Annotated in this window: 12 protein-coding genes; 3 read left to right on the top strand and 9 right to left on the bottom strand. The window is 43.2% G+C overall.

Going from position 1 to position 16,373, the window contains the following annotated elements:
* The first annotated feature begins 7 nt into the window (after window positions 1-7).
* Complete coding sequence (gene glnE / locus C505_RS22170) at window positions 8-2,833, top strand: bifunctional [glutamate--ammonia ligase]-adenylyl-L-tyrosine phosphorylase/[glutamate--ammonia-ligase] adenylyltransferase (RefSeq protein WP_018692751.1); 2,826 nt, start codon at window positions 8-10, stop codon at window positions 2,831-2,833.
* Here glnE and C505_RS22175 read toward each other — a convergent pair.
* Complete coding sequence (locus tag C505_RS22175; RefSeq protein ID WP_018692752.1) at window positions 2,790-3,446, bottom strand: TcpQ domain-containing protein; 657 nt, start codon at window positions 3,444-3,446, stop codon at window positions 2,790-2,792. The genes glnE and C505_RS22175 overlap by 44 nt on opposite strands.
* Before the next feature lie 156 nt (window positions 3,447-3,602).
* Window positions 3,603-4,553 carry a D-2-hydroxyacid dehydrogenase gene (locus C505_RS0111460; protein WP_018692753.1) on the bottom strand — a complete coding sequence of 317 codons (951 nt, stop codon included), beginning with the start codon at window positions 4,551-4,553 and terminating at the stop codon, window positions 3,603-3,605.
* A gap of 131 nt (window positions 4,554-4,684) precedes the next feature.
* Between C505_RS0111460 and C505_RS22180 the strand changes: the two genes are divergently transcribed.
* Complete coding sequence (locus tag C505_RS22180; RefSeq protein ID WP_018692754.1) at window positions 4,685-7,435, top strand: reprolysin-like metallopeptidase; 2,751 nt, start codon at window positions 4,685-4,687, stop codon at window positions 7,433-7,435.
* Window positions 7,436-7,600: 165 nt separating this feature from the next.
* Window positions 7,601-8,005, top strand: a complete 405-nt coding sequence (locus tag C505_RS24340) for a hypothetical protein (RefSeq protein ID WP_157368981.1) — start codon at window positions 7,601-7,603, stop codon at window positions 8,003-8,005.
* 57 nt (window positions 8,006-8,062) lie between these two features.
* Here C505_RS24340 and C505_RS0111475 read toward each other — a convergent pair whose 3' ends face one another.
* Genes C505_RS0111475 through pspF form a run of 7 tightly spaced genes read right to left on the bottom strand, consistent with a single transcriptional unit; the run spans window position 8,063 to window position 16,234 of the window.
* Window positions 8,063-9,865 carry a monovalent cation:proton antiporter-2 (CPA2) family protein gene (locus C505_RS0111475; protein WP_018692756.1) on the bottom strand — a complete coding sequence of 601 codons (1,803 nt, stop codon included), beginning with the start codon at window positions 9,863-9,865 and terminating at the stop codon, window positions 8,063-8,065.
* An 18-nt stretch (window positions 9,866-9,883) separates the two neighbouring features.
* Window positions 9,884-10,651, bottom strand: a complete 768-nt coding sequence (locus C505_RS0111480; RefSeq protein WP_018692757.1) for an ATP-binding cassette domain-containing protein — start codon at window positions 10,649-10,651, stop codon at window positions 9,884-9,886.
* Entirely contained in the window at window positions 10,648-11,652 is a 1,005-nt protein-coding gene (locus C505_RS0111485; RefSeq protein WP_018692758.1) for a peptide ABC transporter ATP-binding protein, read from the bottom strand. Before C505_RS0111485 ends, C505_RS0111480 begins: the two co-directional genes overlap by 4 nt.
* On the bottom strand, window positions 11,649-12,545 hold the full coding sequence (locus C505_RS0111490; protein WP_018692759.1) for an ABC transporter permease subunit: 897 nt from the start codon (window positions 12,543-12,545) through the stop codon (window positions 11,649-11,651). Before C505_RS0111490 ends, C505_RS0111485 begins: the two co-directional genes overlap by 4 nt.
* Window positions 12,532-13,563 carry an ABC transporter permease gene (locus C505_RS0111495; RefSeq protein ID WP_018692760.1) on the bottom strand — a complete coding sequence of 344 codons (1,032 nt, stop codon included), beginning with the start codon at window positions 13,561-13,563 and terminating at the stop codon, window positions 12,532-12,534. Before C505_RS0111495 ends, C505_RS0111490 begins: the two co-directional genes overlap by 14 nt.
* Window positions 13,560-15,176 (bottom strand): ABC transporter substrate-binding protein SapA, encoded by a 1,617-nt coding sequence (gene sapA / locus C505_RS0111500; RefSeq protein ID WP_018692761.1) that lies wholly within the window; start codon window positions 15,174-15,176, stop codon window positions 13,560-13,562. Before sapA ends, C505_RS0111495 begins: the two co-directional genes overlap by 4 nt.
* Complete coding sequence (gene pspF / locus C505_RS0111505; protein ID WP_018692762.1) at window positions 15,173-16,234, bottom strand: phage shock protein operon transcriptional activator; 1,062 nt, start codon at window positions 16,232-16,234, stop codon at window positions 15,173-15,175. Before pspF ends, sapA begins: the two co-directional genes overlap by 4 nt.
* Between the last annotated feature and the right edge of the window lie 139 nt (window positions 16,235-16,373).

Genomic DNA, 16,373 nt, shown 5'->3' on the forward strand with positions numbered 1-16,373 from the left:
CATTCCCATGAAAGAGCTTCCTACGGCTATACAAACGCATGCAACGGTATGTTTCTCCCGATTCAGCGAAAAGTTTCCTGATGTCATTCCACTGTTAACATCAGGGCAAAAACAACATCTGGCCCAGATGTTGGGTCTCAGTGATTTTATTATGGATGTGCTGGAACGGTTTCCACAGGTTACAGATCATCTGGTGACTCAAAAGTGCCTTTTTCAATCAACGCCACCCAATCTTGACGAATGTATTTCTTCACTTAAGCAAAGTGGCGTCAGTGACTTTTCAGCTCAATTACGTCTAGCCCGCCACATCATGTTTGTTTGGATTGCTGCGAAGCATTTAACGGCGCAAAAAACTGTCGCTGAGACATTTCCTTTGATTTCGCAAAGTGCCGATCGATTTGTTCAACTCGCATATGAAGAAGCAAGAGCTTCTCTCAAGCCAAGGTATGGGGAGGCGATGAATGAACAAGGAAAACCGATGCCATTGTTGGTCCTGGGAATGGGTAAGCTTGGGGCAAATGAACTGAATTTTTCATCAGATATCGATCTGATTTTTACATTTCCTGAACATGGACAAACCCAAGGTGGCCGTCAATCCGTTGATCATCAGTTATATTTTACAAAACTGGCACAGCGCCTGATTACACATTTGGACCAAGTGACCATGTATGGGCGGGTCTTTCGTGTCGATATGCGTCTACGGCCCTTTGGAGATAGCGGACCGTTGGTATTTTCATTCGATGCAATGGAAGATTATTATCAAGAGCAAGGTCGGGAGTGGGAACGTTATGCGATGCTTAAAGCCAGAAGTGTGCTCCCTTCACATGACTGTGAAACATTCTATGAACTGATCCGCCCTTTTGTATTTCGGCGTTACATCGATTTTAGTGTGATTGATGCACTGCGAAAAATGAAAAAGCTGATTATTCAAGAGACCCGTCGTCGCCAATTGGAAGATAACTTAAAACTTGGGCGTGGTGGGATCAGGGAAGTTGAGTTTATCTGTCAAGCCTTGCAATTGATTCGAGGTGGAAAAGATAAAAGTCTCCAAGTGCGATCTGTGTTTCAAGCATTGGATGTCCTTGAAAAAAGTGGTGTACTCCCACCTGATGTCGCTCAAAAACTACATGATGCTTACCTGTTTATGCGGCATTTGGAACATGCTGTCCAAGCTTTTGCTGATCAGCAAACACAGTTTCTGCCATCCTCTTTGCTTGATCAGGCACGCTTAGCCTATGTTTCTCACATGCCTAATTATATTGCGCTGAAAGAGAAAGTCGTTCAAACACAAAAGTTGATTCATGATGAATTCAGCCTGTTGATCCAGGAGCCGGAGGAAGAGTCGTCAGAGGAAGATGAAGCGGAATGGCTATGGGCGCAGTCACAATTACCACAAGAAGCAATAAAAGCGGACTCTCCACTCATAGAAGTGATCCTATCGATCAGGGAAAAAGCACAGAAAAGCTCGATGGGTCAGCGTGGGCGAGCTGCTTTAGATAAGTTACTTCCTAAAGTGATCACATGTGTGTATGAGTTTCCAAATGAAATTTTGGTATTGAGCCGAGTTTGTCAGGTGATTGAAGCAATACTCAGCCGAACAGCCTACCTTGAGTTGTTATTAGAGAATCAAGGTGCCTTAAAACAATTACTCCAGTTATGTCACAAGAGCGAATGGATCACAGCGTATCTCTGTCGATATCCACTCTTGTTGGATGAATTACTTGATCCGATTCATCTCTATCAACCGACGCCTTTAGATGACTATGAAACGGAACTGAGGGAATTTTTATTACGCGTTGATCCACAAGATCTAGAAGGTTTGATGGAGGCATTACGCCACTTTAAGCATATTCATCAACTCAGAATTGCAGCAGCAGATATTACAGAAGTGCTCCCTCTGATGAAAGTCAGCGATCACCTTACAAAACTTGGGGAAGTGCTTCTTAGCACAATGGTAGAGCATGCTTGGTTACAGATGGTTGAAAAGTATGGATTCCCAGATGGTATGGCGCAAACGGGTGAAAAAGGGGTATTGATTCTTGCTTATGGGAAATTTGGTGGTATCGAGCTGGGATATAACTCTGATTTAGATCTGGTTTTTTTACATCAATGTCATTCCTCGGGGCAGACATCAGGGCCAAAGCAGATTGATTCTCGTCAATTTTATTTAAAGTTAGTTCAGCGGATCTTGCATTTATCATCAACCAAAATGACGACAGGGGAGTTGTACGAAATTGACACCCGTCTCAGACCTTCAGGTCAATCTGGCTTGCTTGCTATTCATATTGAGACATTTGCAGAGTATCAGGCTGAAGAAGCATGGACTTGGGAACATCAGGCATTGGTGAGAGCCAGGCCAGTTTATGGTTCTGCGGCATTAGAGCAATGCTTTGATAAAATTCGGCACCAAATTTTGATTTCAAAACGCGATTTGAACAAACTGAAGCTTGATATCGTTCAAATGCGTCAGAAAATGCGTGATAATTTGGATAACTCAGATAGTGAGTGGGTCGACTTAAAGCAAGGAAAAGGCGGGATTGCAGATATTGAATTTATTGTTCAATATCTTGTATTAGCGCATGCAGCACAATTTCCGCAGCTCTTAAAGTGGTCGGATAATATTCGATTGATCGAAACGCTCGAAGATGTTGGTGTGATCACGCAAGAAGTTGGAAATATGCTCAAAGAAAGCTACATTTCCCTTCGAAGACAGATCCATGCAAAAGCCTTGCAAAATGAAGCAGCGAAAATTGATAAACAGTCGATGGAGTCCCACTTGATACGTGTTACTAAATTTTGGCAGGCTCTTTTTCAAAACGATGGCGGTAACTAGACTGACTTTCAATGTAATCATCACCTGCGGCAATACAGTATTTTTTGACATAACCGGTGACTTTGTCTGTGATGATTAAGGCACGCTCTTGGGGGCAAAAGTAAGCTTTCACTTCTTCTGAAAAGTCAGCGTCAACAGCTTTTGCAACGCGGTGAAGTGTGGATAAAAAATTTCCATCAACATGAAAGTAATGCTTCACAACATAATCTTGTTTTAACCACCAAATCAGTTCAAACCCTTCTTGTCGTGCATAATTTCCTAACGTTTCTTTGAGTGTTTCTCCTTTACGGAAACGACGATTCATGACTTTACCAACCCATTTAGAATCGGATGGTTTCACCGTGCGGCTTCTTTCTAATAGGACAGAATCAAGTGTGAATTTTGGTTTTGGTAATTGGACGACATACTTTTTGTTTTTTTCACTGTTGGATCCGATTGCAGAACGAACTTTCGCATAAAAGTTAGACATGCCTTCAGCTGCCTGGCTAAAGTTTCCTTTACCCTGTCCTGGCTTTTTTCCTTCCGTGACTAAAGCATTCGGGTTGGTGAGCAACCATGCTGCAAAGCCGAGAAGAACAATCGCAACAGTAATGTGTCGTATCCAAAACCACATATATGTCAAAAAATTAGTATTCTTATGATTGGATCTTAGCGGTAAAAAGGCTAACTATCTAGTGAAAAGCGCTGAATCCAAAAGGAAAACAGGTTGAGCGCCTCTGTTTCGTATAAAATGCAGCCAGCCTCGATTTATATGGTAGATGCGCATGCCTTAGCAAACTTGATTGATCAGTACATCCTGTTGAAAACTTCGGATAATATTTCCAATCTGTGAAACAAGGCGTTGTCGGCTTTCTTGAGTCGCCCAAGCAATATGGGGTGTAATCAGCAGGTTTGGGATGGCGTCTTGGAGCAGTATGTGATCTTCAGGTGGCGGTTCTTGATCAAGGACATCCAATGCTGCGCCTGCAATTTGGTGTTCTGTTAAAGCTATCTTAAGTGCATGATGATCGATAATATCTCCCCGCGCTGTGTTGATGAGAACAGCCGTTCTCTTCATCTTTTGAAAGGTGTTTTCGGAAAATAAATGATGTGTTTCACCAGTCAATGGGCAATGTAAAGTGATGATATCAGCACAACGGAGTACTTCATCAAAAGAGATTCGTCCAGGGCGAATCGAATCTGCATGCTGACGCTCAGCAATGAGCACCTTCATTTCAAATGCATGCGCGATTTTTTCAATGCTTTGGCCTAATGTCCCATAACCAATAATTCCAAGTGTTTTTCCCTTTAATTCCATCATTGGGTAATCCAGTCGACAGAAAATTGGGCTTTTCGACCAACGCTTGTGTTGAACATCTTGGATGTACTGATGTGTTTGTGAAGTTAAGTTCAGTAGTAAAGAGAATACATGCTGTGCAATTGATGTCCCTGCGTAGTTTCTAATATTACAGATAGGAACCTTTCGCTGTTGTGCTGCATTTAAATTAATCACATTTGTTCCCGTTGCTGCGACGCAGATCAGTTTGAGCTGTGGGAGTTGTGCCAGTGTGGCTTCTGATATTGGTACTTTATTCGTGATACAGATATCAGCATCTTGCAAGCGGTGTATTGCTTCTTCTTCAGTTGAATAGTCGAAACAAGTTAGAGACGATACGCTCTCACGAATCGGGGTTAAATGAACATCGCCTAAGGTTGCTCTATCTAAAAGGACGGCTTTCATAATTTGGTTTTATTTCGACTACACTGAGTGTTATCTGTCATGTCTATGAATCGTATCACATTCAAGGTGATGAAGTTATGAGAATGTGTAAACGTGATAGTCAGCTGTCCAATCTTTAATGGAGCGCACCCATGAATAATCGATGGATCAGAATGATCTCAATGTTATTGGCTCTTTTTCCCAGTTTTTGGGTGACAGCAGCACTTTGGGAATCAGTCAGTATGATGCAAAGAGAGGGAATGGCACTGAATCCAAGGGTTGTGGAATATCAACTTTATCGGCTCGATATCCCTCGTTTTCAAAATAGAATCGAGCAAGCACAAATCCAGATAGAAGTACCTGCACCAGATGGCCAGATGGTTAGCGTATTATTATCCAATGATTCAGTCATGGCACCAGAACTTGCGGCAAAATTTCCTGAGATTAAGTCATATATCGGTAAAGATGACACAGGACAACAAATTGGACGCTTTGGAATGTCGCCATATGGGTTTCATGGCATGTATCTCTATCAGGGCAAATACGTGTTTATCGATGCAGTCAAAAAAACTGACGGTATGTATTATCAAGTGTATACGCGAGATGGTGTTCGCCCTCCAGAAAACTTTCCGGTGGATAAGGTGTTGTATCAAGAAGAAAGTCGGAAGTTAGATCCACCATTAAAGCGGGCAGCAAGAGCAACGAGCCGCCGTACACTTCGGCTTGCAATATCGACAACAGGTGAATATTCCGCATTTCATTTTAATCAAACGAGTGCGACAACGGATGCGGATAAAAAATCCGCTGTTGCCGCTGAACTCGCGAAGCTTGTCACGCGAGTGAACCAGGTGTATGAAGTTGATGTCAATATCACCTTTCAACTCATCGCAAATAATGATGCTGTGATTTATTTAGATGCAGCGACTGATCCTTTTACGAACAATACAAGTCAGGATATTGATATTAACGATGATGAGCAAGCAGCAACCATTGGTGTTGCCAATTATGATATAGGTCATGTTGTTTCTACAGGCGGTGGTGGATTTGCAGGCCTCGGTGTTGCTTGTTCAAGTAGTGCAATTAAATCTCAAGGAGTGACAGGAGCGTCTTCACCTGAAGGAGATGCATTTTACATCGATTTTGTGTCCCATGAACTTGGGCACCAGCTCAATGCACGACACACATTTAATGGTACAACGAGCAACTGTGGTGGCAGTCGGAGTAGTGGTGTCGCGTATGAGCCTGGTAGTGGTACGACAGTGATGGCTTATGCGGGGATATGTGACACTCAGAATTTACAATCAAACACAGACCCCTATTTTCATGCTGCATCTATCGACGAAATCAATGCTCACTTATCTGATAATACTTCATGTGGAACGACGGTTGTTCAAACGAATGATGCACCTGTCGCTGACGCGGGTGGAAATTTTACGATCCCTGCCAATACTCCATTTATGCTGACTGGGAGTGGAACCGATGCAGATGGAGATACGCTATTATACGTTTGGGAGCAGTTCGATTTAGGGACAGCATCTAGCTCTGTTGCTGAAATGGTTGATAATGGTTCAAGACCTTTATTCCGTTCATTTACCCCAACAACGTCGACAGAACGTTCTTTTCCAAAGGTGTCTGATGTCTTGCAAGGTGGAACCCCCTCTCTAGGAGAAACCTATCCAACAACAAGCCGTACAATGAATTTTCGATTGACGGTTCGAGATCAAAATGGTGGCACAGACTTTGACAACATGCAGGTTGCGGTCGATGCAGCTTCTGGGCCATTTACAGTGACACAACCCACTGAGTCATCCGTGTGGGAAATTGGTTCGCAACAGACGGTGACATGGAATGTTGCAAATACAAACGCACCCCCTGTCAATTGTACAGATGTAAAAATTGAGCTATCGACAAATGGGGGGACAAATTTCACGGAAACCTTAATCGCATCAACACCGAATGATGGCTCTGCAACGATTACGGTTGGGAATAATGTGTCAAGTAATGGAAGAATTAAAGTCAGCTGTGTCAATCATATAGTATATGCCGTGAGCGCTAAAAACCATGCAATTACCACTGGGACAACGCTCCCTGCAAGTGCAATCACTGTCGCAATTCCACCAAGCGTTGAAGATACGGTTTTTACAGTTTTAAAGTCTCAGATAACCCTTTCGAATAGCGATGATTTTACTTTTCAAGTTGTCACGACTTCAACTTCAAACTATACCGTCTCTGGTGCTCAAGTGACTCCGAGTGCTAACTTTACTGGGTCCTTAGATTTAACCATTGAAGTGTCACCTGCTAGCTTAGCTTCATCAACAACCAAAGTAGCACAAGTGACGATTACACCCGTCAATGATGCACCTATTGCAAATGATTTCACAGTAGCAAACTTACAAGCAGGTCAGCAAACAACAGTGAATGTCCTCTCCAATACCTCTGATGTTGATGGTGATGCGCTCACAGTGACAACAGCCACAATCGTCAGTGGAAATGGCACTTTACAGAGTTCTACAAATGGCTTTACTTATACAGCGGCAGCTGGTGATAGCGGTACGGTGACGGTTGATTATACCATCTCTGATGGGGATGGAGAAACGGATGTTGGAAGAGTCAGCATTCCCATCATAGCCGGAGCGCCTAGCACTGATCCGGGTTCAGGAGATAGCGGTTCTGGTGATAGTGGTTCAGGAGATAGTGGTTCAGGAGATAGTAGTGTTGGTATCGGTAATGGAAATGGTTCATCAAATGGCAGCTCAAACAATACTGACACAGGGAGTACAGACACGAGCACGAATGATACAGACACTGGCACAACGAGCTTTGGCTCAAGCAGTGGCGGCTCGATGAGTTGGTTACTGCTTATTTTATTTGTAATTACGTTGAGAAGCCGAAGAACCCAATAATCTCACTTACAGCAGCAGCCTCATATTGAGACTGCTGCTATGCATTTATAAATCTTCATAATCACTTATTTTTAAAAATGTTTTAAAATTTTTAATAATTTTGATTGATCTGTTTTTGGGGACGCATTATCTTCCGTGCTTGCAAAAGCAACAGGAGATTTGATTTTGATTCGTCGTGTTATGTTTAGTACCCTCGTTGGACTATCTTTGCTTCCTTTTCATTCGACAGCAACGGATGATCCAGTTTATATATTTTGTGCGCCGAGAGATGGTTCCCGATGGGATTGGGCGAGAGACTCAAATAATGAGCGTATCCCGATTACTGGGGTGTGGGGGTATTATTACACCCAAAGTGGGGGAAGAATGAAATACTATACGATTTTGGCGGACCAATATACCAATGCCAATCAGTATTGCCGGAATGGGGAAGTGGCCCAACCCGCAGAAAGTAGATATTCCGATTGGTCAATTTTTCGCGTTCGATATCCCAACGGAAGGCTTTCGTTTGCGCCAGGAAGGTATACAGTCACGAATGAAAGGCTAGGTGCTCCTAGCGCATTTCGGCTTTAGGAATTCAACATATGTCGTTGAAAGCGTGCTGTGTGGAGCGCGCTTTCATCGACCATATTATTTCTTGTCTTCAGAAATAAACTCTTTTTTCAAGATGGATTCAAGCTCTTCAGCATTTGCAATCGCAGTTGAAATATATGCTTGCCTATCATCAAGCAAATCTGTCATTGCGAATATTGAATGCTCATCATGTTGACGAAATGCTTGTGCTGCAGCACTTGCTTGTTGTGCTGAGCTTCCCAGACTTTGCAAAACCTCATTTCCCAAGTGAAGGGCAGAGTCAAATGTCTCTCGAATGAATTTGTCTGCACCAGCTCGATGAAGTTCATGTGCTTCTCTTCGACCCCGTGCTCTTGCGAAAATAGTCAGGTTTGGAAAGTGTTTCTTCACCATATGCAAGATCTCAAGGCTTTTTTCATGATCATCGATCGCAATGACAAAAATTTCGGCATCATGCGCGCCAGCAAGTTCAAGCAAGTCCTTTCTTCCTGCATCGCCAAAGAACACTTCGTTATTAAACTGGCGTAGCAGTTCAACCTGATTGGCATCATGTTCCAAGATGGTGACTTGGTGTCCGCTTTTTCTAACTAGGCGGCCAACAATTTGCCCAAAACGTCCAAACCCAGCAATGATCACGCGCGGAGACTTATTCACGACATCATGCTCAGTGGGTGTGATATCACTCTTTTGAACCATTTGCGTTTCAACCAATTTGAATAATGCATTCATCACAAGTGGCGCGAGTGCCATTGAAATGGCGACGGCAACGGTAAGTGGTTGTGTGATTTCAAGTGGGAGTACTTGGTTTTGCTGGGCAAAGTTGAATAAGACGAAAGCAAATTCGCCACCCTGACATAATGCGGCAGCGATCATCGTACTGTGATTGCTGGATTGGTGGAATACGCGTGCAACTGAAAAGACAACGATAAACTTCACGGTCATTAAAGTTGCCACAACACCGGCAATAATCCATGGTGCTGCAAGCAGAACATTGATGTTAATACTTGCACCAACTGTAATGAAAAATAGGCCAAGCAACAGGCCTTTAAATGGTTCGATTTCCGCTTCTATTTCATGTCGATACTCATTATCTGCTAGAACAACGCCTGCAACAAATGCACCCAATGCGGCGGATAATCCAATCATATGCATGAGTAGCGTGATACCGATAACAAGCGTTAATGCAGCAGCAGTAAACAACTCTCGAAGTTTTGTTGTTGCAATGATCCTGAATATTGGCCGAATCAAAAATCGTCCTGCGAGAATAATCCCCGCAATACTGCCTAGAATAATCAGTGTTTCAATCAAACCATTCGATTCTGCTGTTTTCGTTTGAATTTCCATGGCAAGTAATGGCAGAAAAGCCAAGATTGGTAACATGGCAATGTCTTGAAACAACAAAACAGAGAAAATCTGGTTTCCTGTACTGGTTTTCATCATGCCACGCTCTGACAAAGAGCTTAAAACAATTGCGGTAGAGGACAGGGAAAGAATGAGCGAGATTGCAAGGGCTTTTTCCCAAGGGAGCCCGAGTCCAAGGCCAATTGCAAAGCCACAGACAGATGTGAGAGTGACCTGTGCACCACCAAGCCCTAAGATAGGGACTTTCATGGCCCATAACTTACTCGGTTGCAGCTCAAGGCCGACAAGAAAGAGCATCATGACTACACCAAATTCAGCAAAATGCATAATATCTTTGATTTCGTCACCGACAAGCTCCAGTGCTGAAGGGCCAATGACAAACCCTGCAATTAAATAGCCCAAAACCGAACCTAGCCCTACCTTTTTAGAAATAGGAACGGCAACAACAGCGGCGGATAAAAAAATAAATGCCTGAAATAAAAAGTCTTCGGTGGTCATAGGTTTTCGTTCAACTCGTTAAATGTTACGACTTGCAATCATTCTTTGCGTATATTCATGAGTAGGTGACATAAATAAGCGGTTTGTTTCATTGCTTTCGACCAGCTTGCCTTCATTCAAAACTAGGACATTATCGCTCATATGTTTCACGAGATTGAGCTGGTGGGTCACGATGATGTAAGACAAATGCATCGATTCCTGAAGTTCCAAAAGCAGATTGACGATTTGAGCCCGGATAGATGGATCAAGCGCACCAAGCGCTTCATCCAAGATAACGATTTGTGGATCAAGGATTAAGGCACGGGCAAGCGCAATGCGTTGTAGCTGCCCACCAGATAGCATGTGTGGGTAATACTCAGCATGTTCTGGTAGTAAACCGACTTTAATGAGCGTTCGGCCGATTTTCTGGATACGTTCTTCTTTCGCCAAGTCGGTATTGAGTTTTAAGGCATTGTCGAGAGTCGAGCCAATTTTAACACCTGGACTCAGAGAGTCTTTCGCATCTTGGAAAATAAGCCGTATGTCTTTATGACGTTGGCGTTGGAGTTTTTCAGTTAATGGATAACCGTTGAGAATAATATCACCTGAAGTCGGCTTTTCGACGCCAGCCAGCAGCCTTGCTAAAGTACTTTTTCCAGAACCAGCCTCTCCAATGATTGCGAGAGATTGCTGACGCTCAAGGGTAAATGTGAGCGGGTAGAGAGCAGTGATCTGCTGCCGATAAAGCAATGTTCCTGGCATTGGATAGTTCTTACAAAGATTATGAACTTCAAGGAGCGCGCTCATGTGATGGTTTCTTTCTTGGTTAAATTCAGTGGAAAATGACAGGCAACACTATGACTTTGCCGTTTTGTCATTTTTGGTGCAATGACGCACTCTCGCTTGGCGTTTGGGCACCTTGGCCCTAAGCGGCAGCCAATGGGGAGGTGTTCAAGTGATGGTATTGTACCTGGTAAGGTCACAAGCTTTTGCTTATGCGCGGTTGCTTCTTTGAAATCAGGTACACTCGTGATCAGAGCATCTGTGTATGGGTGAAATGGTTTCGTAATGATATCCGATGTTTTTCCGGACTCAACGAGCTGTCCACAATAAAGAACATTGGTATGATCGGTCCAATGACTGATGATTTCAAAGTCGTGGGTGATCAACAAAATCGAAGTGTTTTTCAACTGGTTTAAGCTTTTTAAGACTCGAAAAATTTGAGCACGCGTTGTTGCTTCGAGTGATGCAGTCGGCTCATCGGCGATAATGAGTTTGGGGCATTTTGCAATCGCCATTGCAATCATCACTTTTTGGCAAACCCCTTCAGAAAGTTCATGAGGGTAGGCGTTCATGACTCGTTTGTGATTTTTGATACCGACTTTATGCAGAAGCCCTTCTGCTTTTTCCTGTCGGGCTTTTCTGCGCTGCCAAAAGTTCGCCTTGAGGATGCTATTTGGAATTGACTCTTTGAGCTGTTCACCAACTTTTGCGGTTGGATCGAGACATCGACTTGGTTCTTGATAAATAATGGAGATATCACGTCCAATAATTTCCCGTCTTTCTTCGACAGGTAAACGGAGTAAATCTTCTCCCATCCATTGCATGCGATCCGCTGTGACTTTCCAACGATTATTCAACACACCAACAATAGCCTTTGCGATGAGGCTTTTGCCAGAACCTGATTCACCAACGAGTCCGAGGATTTCACCTTCTCGGATGGTCATACTTACTCGATCAACGGCGATGATCTGCTGATCATGCGTTGGTAACTCAATCGTTAAATTGCGGACATCCAATAAATTCATAAACGTTCCATCCGCTCTTTTAAGGCTTTGTTGAGCCCTTCACCAACCAGATTGATAGATAAAACGGTCAAAAACAACATAATGCCTGGGATCGCAACGACCCAGGGGGCAACATAAACTAAATCAAGGCTTGCTTTAAGCATAGCGCCCCATTCTGGCTCTGGTGGCTGTGCGCCTAAGCCAAGAAAACCCAGGGCTGCAATATCTAGAATGGCTGTCGATAATGCAAGGGTAAAGAGGACGACAAGTTTGTCATAGATATTTGGCAAGATCACTTTGAGAAGGATTTGAAACTTGCTCGCACCATCTAGTCGAAAAGCAACGACATAATTCTTGTTTTGTTGCTCGTGGACTTCACTGCTGACGGTATGAATAAATTGTGGCAAAAGCGCAAGCACGACAGCTGCCAGACTGTTGAACAAACTGGGACCAAGAATAGCGACGATGATGATGGCAAGTAATAGGGAGGGAATCGATAATGTGATATCCAGAATGTGATGAAGAAAACTCGATTTTAAGCCTGTACTCATTCCTGCGATGGCACCAATGATTGTCCCAATCACAAGTGCAGAGATAACACCAAGACAACTGAGGCCAAATGTCAGACGGGCCCCAGAAATTAAACGAGAGAAGAGATCCCGCCCTAAATCATCTGTCCCAAAAACAAAATGAACATCACCATTGTCATCCCAAGAAGGTGGGAGCAGGACATGATCGACTTGTTGTTGCAGTGGGTCATAAGGCGTCAAAATAGGGGCTGCAATGGCCAGAAATAATACCCAGCCAAAAAACCATAGACCTACCACAGCTGGATGATCACGTTTGAATGAGCGCCATAACTGGGCTGTTGGTGACTGGTTCACTTCCTCGTAATACAACTTAGCGCGATGCATACAGGTCTTTCCTCGCGAGTGGGTTGAGGATCATATGGACGATCTCGATCAATACCGTGATGATGATAATAAAACAGCCGACAATTAATAATCCGCCCTGGATGGCGGTATAGTCACGTTGATAAATGGCTTCAACCAGCCAGCGCCCAATCCCAGGCCATGAAAAAATAAATTCAGTGAGCATTGCCATCGTCAATAGCGTACTAAATTGTAATCCGATTTGCTTGATGACTGGTAACAGGCTGTTTCTCAGTCCATGGCGGAACATCAACTGCGTCTGGGACATACCTTTCGCTTTCGCTGTCTTAATATAGGGCGTATCAAGGACATTCAATAGAGACTCGCGTGTAAACCTCAGCATCACTGTCGTTGGATACATACTCAAAACAGCAGTTGGTAAAATAATATGCCGTAGTGCATCTTTTAAAGCCGCGGTACGATATGATGCATCTGAGAGGTAGATATCAACGAATAAAAAGCCAGTTTGGTGTTGTATTGGATATAAAAGGCTGAGACGCCCCGAAATTGGGAAAAGACCCAACTGAAAAGAAAAAAACATAATGAGGATCAGCGCCCACCAGAATATCGGCAATGACTGACCTACAAGTGCAATGTAATTGATCAACTTTGCGATAGGTGAGTTATTTTTCATTGCAGCAATACTACCCAGAATGATGCCAACAAATAATGACACTAACAGTGCATAGCAAGCGAGTTCGATTGTTGCAGGAAAGACACGTTTAATTTCTTCGAACACAGATGCCCCGCTGGAAAATGAAATTCCAAAGTCACCCTGTAAAATGCGAGTTAGGTAGGCGATATATTGCGTGGCGATATTACTGTCAAGGTAATACGCTTGGCGTAATTCAGGAACACTATAGTAGGGTATATCCTGTTGCCCTGTGAAATTTGTGAGCGGATCACCTGGAAAGAGATACCCAAGACTAAAAGAAAAAATAGATAAAAGTGTCAAAACAAAGACAAGCAAAAACAGCCGTCGGATAATATAGATACTCACAGTGCCACCTTCTTCGCCCGGTAAAATGAAATACCGCCAAATTGATTGACCTCAACGCCTGAGACGTTTGTTCGTGTTGCCTGATAACGAAGTGAGTGAGCAATGGGTGTCACTGGGTTTTCATGTTGTAACAATTGCTGAAGCTGGTGGTACATGGCAATTCTGCGCGCTACATCTGTTGTCGTCAGTGCTTCCTGTAATAGCCTATCAAAGTCTGGATCACACCACTGTGCTCTGTTTTGACCACTATAGGATGCAGTACAGCTCAATAATGGTCTAAAGAAGTTATCCGGATCTGCATTATCGGCTGACCATCCAATCAACACAGAATCATGCTCCCCGGCGTTGAGATGCTTACGAAAGGTGGCCCATTCCATCGAGATAATATTGGCTTTAATCCCTAGTTGCGCCAGATCAGCTTGGAGTAACTCCGCCATTTTTGTGGCGTTAGGATTATAAGGACGGCTGACAGGTATCGCCCAAATATCCATTTCAAACCCTTCATGAACATCGGACTCTTTCAGTAATTGCGCTGCTTTTTCAAGGTTGAATTCGGGCTTTTTGAGGGATTGGTCAAATGCCCAGGAAACAGGTGGAAGAATCGACTTTGCCAATGTTGCATGACCAAAATAAACAGACTGTAATATTGAATCTCGATTCACTGCAAGGGCAAGGGCTTGTCTCACCTTCGGGTTATCAAATGGAGGCTTTTTCGTATTAAAAGCCCAATAAGAAACGTTGAGTGTCGTATTTTTCTCAAGACGGATTTCTGGTCTGTCATTAATGAGTTCTAACTCTGCTGCAGATGGAAAAGCAATCAAGTCGCATTCACCCGTGATGAGTTTCCCTAATCGAGAAGCATTGTGGCTGGTTATATCAAAAACTAGATGATCGATAGATGGTGGGCCTTGCCAATACTTTTTATGTGCTTGAAAGCGAATTAAGGAATCATATTGAAATTCAGTTAATTGGAATGGGCCTGTTCCTATCGGTTGATTATCAATGGATTCATGTTTGCCGACCAGTTCTAATTGTGCGCCATATTCTTCAGAGAGAATGGCTGCAAAATCAGTGGATAAAGTCGATAAAAATGAACTGTCCGGGGTATGAAGTAAAAACTCAACCTCATCATCAGCAACCTTTTGCACAGATTTGACAACATGGGTAAAACCAATACTTTGGAAGTAAGGGTAGATGCCACCGTTCACAAATCGATATGGATGGTAAATATCTATGATCCGTTTGAACGTGAAGACAACATCATCAGCATTAAAGTCACGGGTGGGTTGAAAGAAGTCGGTTTGATGGAATGATACATTGTGTCTGAGTTTAAAGCGATATTTTGTGGATGCATCATTGACCGTCCAAGATGTGGCTAAGCTTGGTATGAATACACCGGTGACTGGGTCTTGTTCCAATAAACGGTTATAAATCTGATGTGAAACAGCGGTGACTGTACCCGATGTTGCAAGCTGTGGGTTAAAACTCTCAGGTGATCCTTCCGAGCAATAAATAATCCCTTGTTGCGCATGGGTTTCATCTTTGCTTAAAAAACTGCACCCTGTCAGACTAAACCATAAACTTGCCCAAAATAGCCATTGCGTCCTGCTCATTTTTTTATCTCATCAAGTAAATTGTACTTTTTTAGAATGCCGCGGAATTGATGATAGGACAATGAAAGTGCTTGTGCTGTTTTTTTCTGGCTGTAATGATGGGCAGCAAGCGCTTGTTGGATCACGGATATCTCATAACTTTGACAGGCTTCTTTTAAATTAAGCGGAAAGGAATACGTCGGTTCCGACTCACGATTAATTGCCACAGACGAAGCTCCTTCTGGCTCATTGCCAGGGTGTCGATGTTGCGTTTCTGAGCTACGTACCGAAGGGCGAAAAGGTGAATGAAACGGATCGAGAATGACTTGGCTAACCGGAATATTCGGATCTGCGCTGCGATAGACGCTGCGTTCAACAACATTTTTTAGTTCGCGGATATTGCCTGGCCAGTGATAAGAAAGAAGCACTTCTTTTGCACGCGTTGTAAACCCGCTAAATAACGACCACCCAAGCTCACGGGCCATTTGAATTGCAAAATACTCTGCAAGGATCAGAATATCTTCCTGACGATAACGTAGGGGCGGAAGTGTGATCACATCAAATGCCAATCTATCGAGTAAATCAGAACGGAATTGACCTTCTTCAGCAAGTGTCGGTAAATCTTCATTCGTTGCACAAATGAGTCGTGTGTCGACTTTGATTGTCTGTTTACCACCAACACGCTCAAGTTCACCATATTCGATGACACGCAGCAACTTTTCCTGTACGAGAGAAGATGTATTGGCCAGTTCATCTAAGAATAAAGAGCCATGATGCGCACGTTCAAATCGGCCTTCATGGCGTTTGTTTGCGCCAGTAAATGCACCAGACTCGTGCCCAAATAATTCACTTTCCAAAAGTGTTTCGCTGAGTGCTGCGCAATTTAATTTGACGTAATTTTGTTCCCATCGTGGTGAAAGATAGTGCAAGCGAGCTGCAATTAACTCTTTTCCTGTTCCTCGCTCGCCAATAATTAATACTGGTTTATCGAGTGGTGCAATTCCTGAGACCTGTTCCAGAACTTCCAAAAAAGCATCGGACTCGCCGATCAGGTTGTCTTTCTGCCTTAAACGTGACATAACAATTTTTTAGTGAAATTTACTAACATTTGGTTGAATATACTAGTACAAAATTCCAGTGAAATCTAAAAATACTTTTAAATCAAATATTTGTCGTTATTTAGGAAAGTTGGCACCAATTCTGAATGTCACGTCTCCA

Origin of the sequence: Algicola sagamiensis DSM 14643, assembly GCF_000374485.1 — a bacterium.
Lineage (GTDB): Bacteria > Pseudomonadota > Gammaproteobacteria > Enterobacterales > Alteromonadaceae > Algicola > Algicola sagamiensis.

Excerpts from the sequence above, each read along its gene's own strand:
- C505_RS22180 (WP_018692754.1), top strand. The coding sequence starts at position 4,685 with ATGAATAATCGATGGATCAGAATGATCTCAATGTTATTGGCTCTTTTT.
- glnE (WP_018692751.1), top strand. The coding sequence starts at position 8 with ATGAAAGAGCTTCCTACGGCTATACAAACGCATGCAACGGTATGTTTC.
- C505_RS0111490 (WP_018692759.1), bottom strand. The coding sequence starts at position 12,545 with ATGCATCGCGCTAAGTTGTATTACGAGGAAGTGAACCAGTCACCAACA.
- C505_RS0111460 (WP_018692753.1), bottom strand. The coding sequence starts at position 4,553 with ATGAAAGCCGTCCTTTTAGATAGAGCAACCTTAGGCGATGTTCATTTA.
- C505_RS0111485 (WP_018692758.1), bottom strand. The coding sequence starts at position 11,652 with ATGAATTTATTGGATGTCCGCAATTTAACGATTGAGTTACCAACGCAT.
- C505_RS0111475 (WP_018692756.1), bottom strand. The coding sequence starts at position 9,865 with ATGACCACCGAAGACTTTTTATTTCAGGCATTTATTTTTTTATCCGCC.
- C505_RS0111480 (WP_018692757.1), bottom strand. The coding sequence starts at position 10,651 with ATGAGCGCGCTCCTTGAAGTTCATAATCTTTGTAAGAACTATCCAATG.
- C505_RS22175 (WP_018692752.1), bottom strand. The coding sequence starts at position 3,446 with ATGTGGTTTTGGATACGACACATTACTGTTGCGATTGTTCTTCTCGGC.
- sapA (WP_018692761.1), bottom strand. The coding sequence starts at position 15,176 with ATGAGCAGGACGCAATGGCTATTTTGGGCAAGTTTATGGTTTAGTCTG.
- pspF (WP_018692762.1), bottom strand. The coding sequence starts at position 16,234 with ATGTCACGTTTAAGGCAGAAAGACAACCTGATCGGCGAGTCCGATGCT.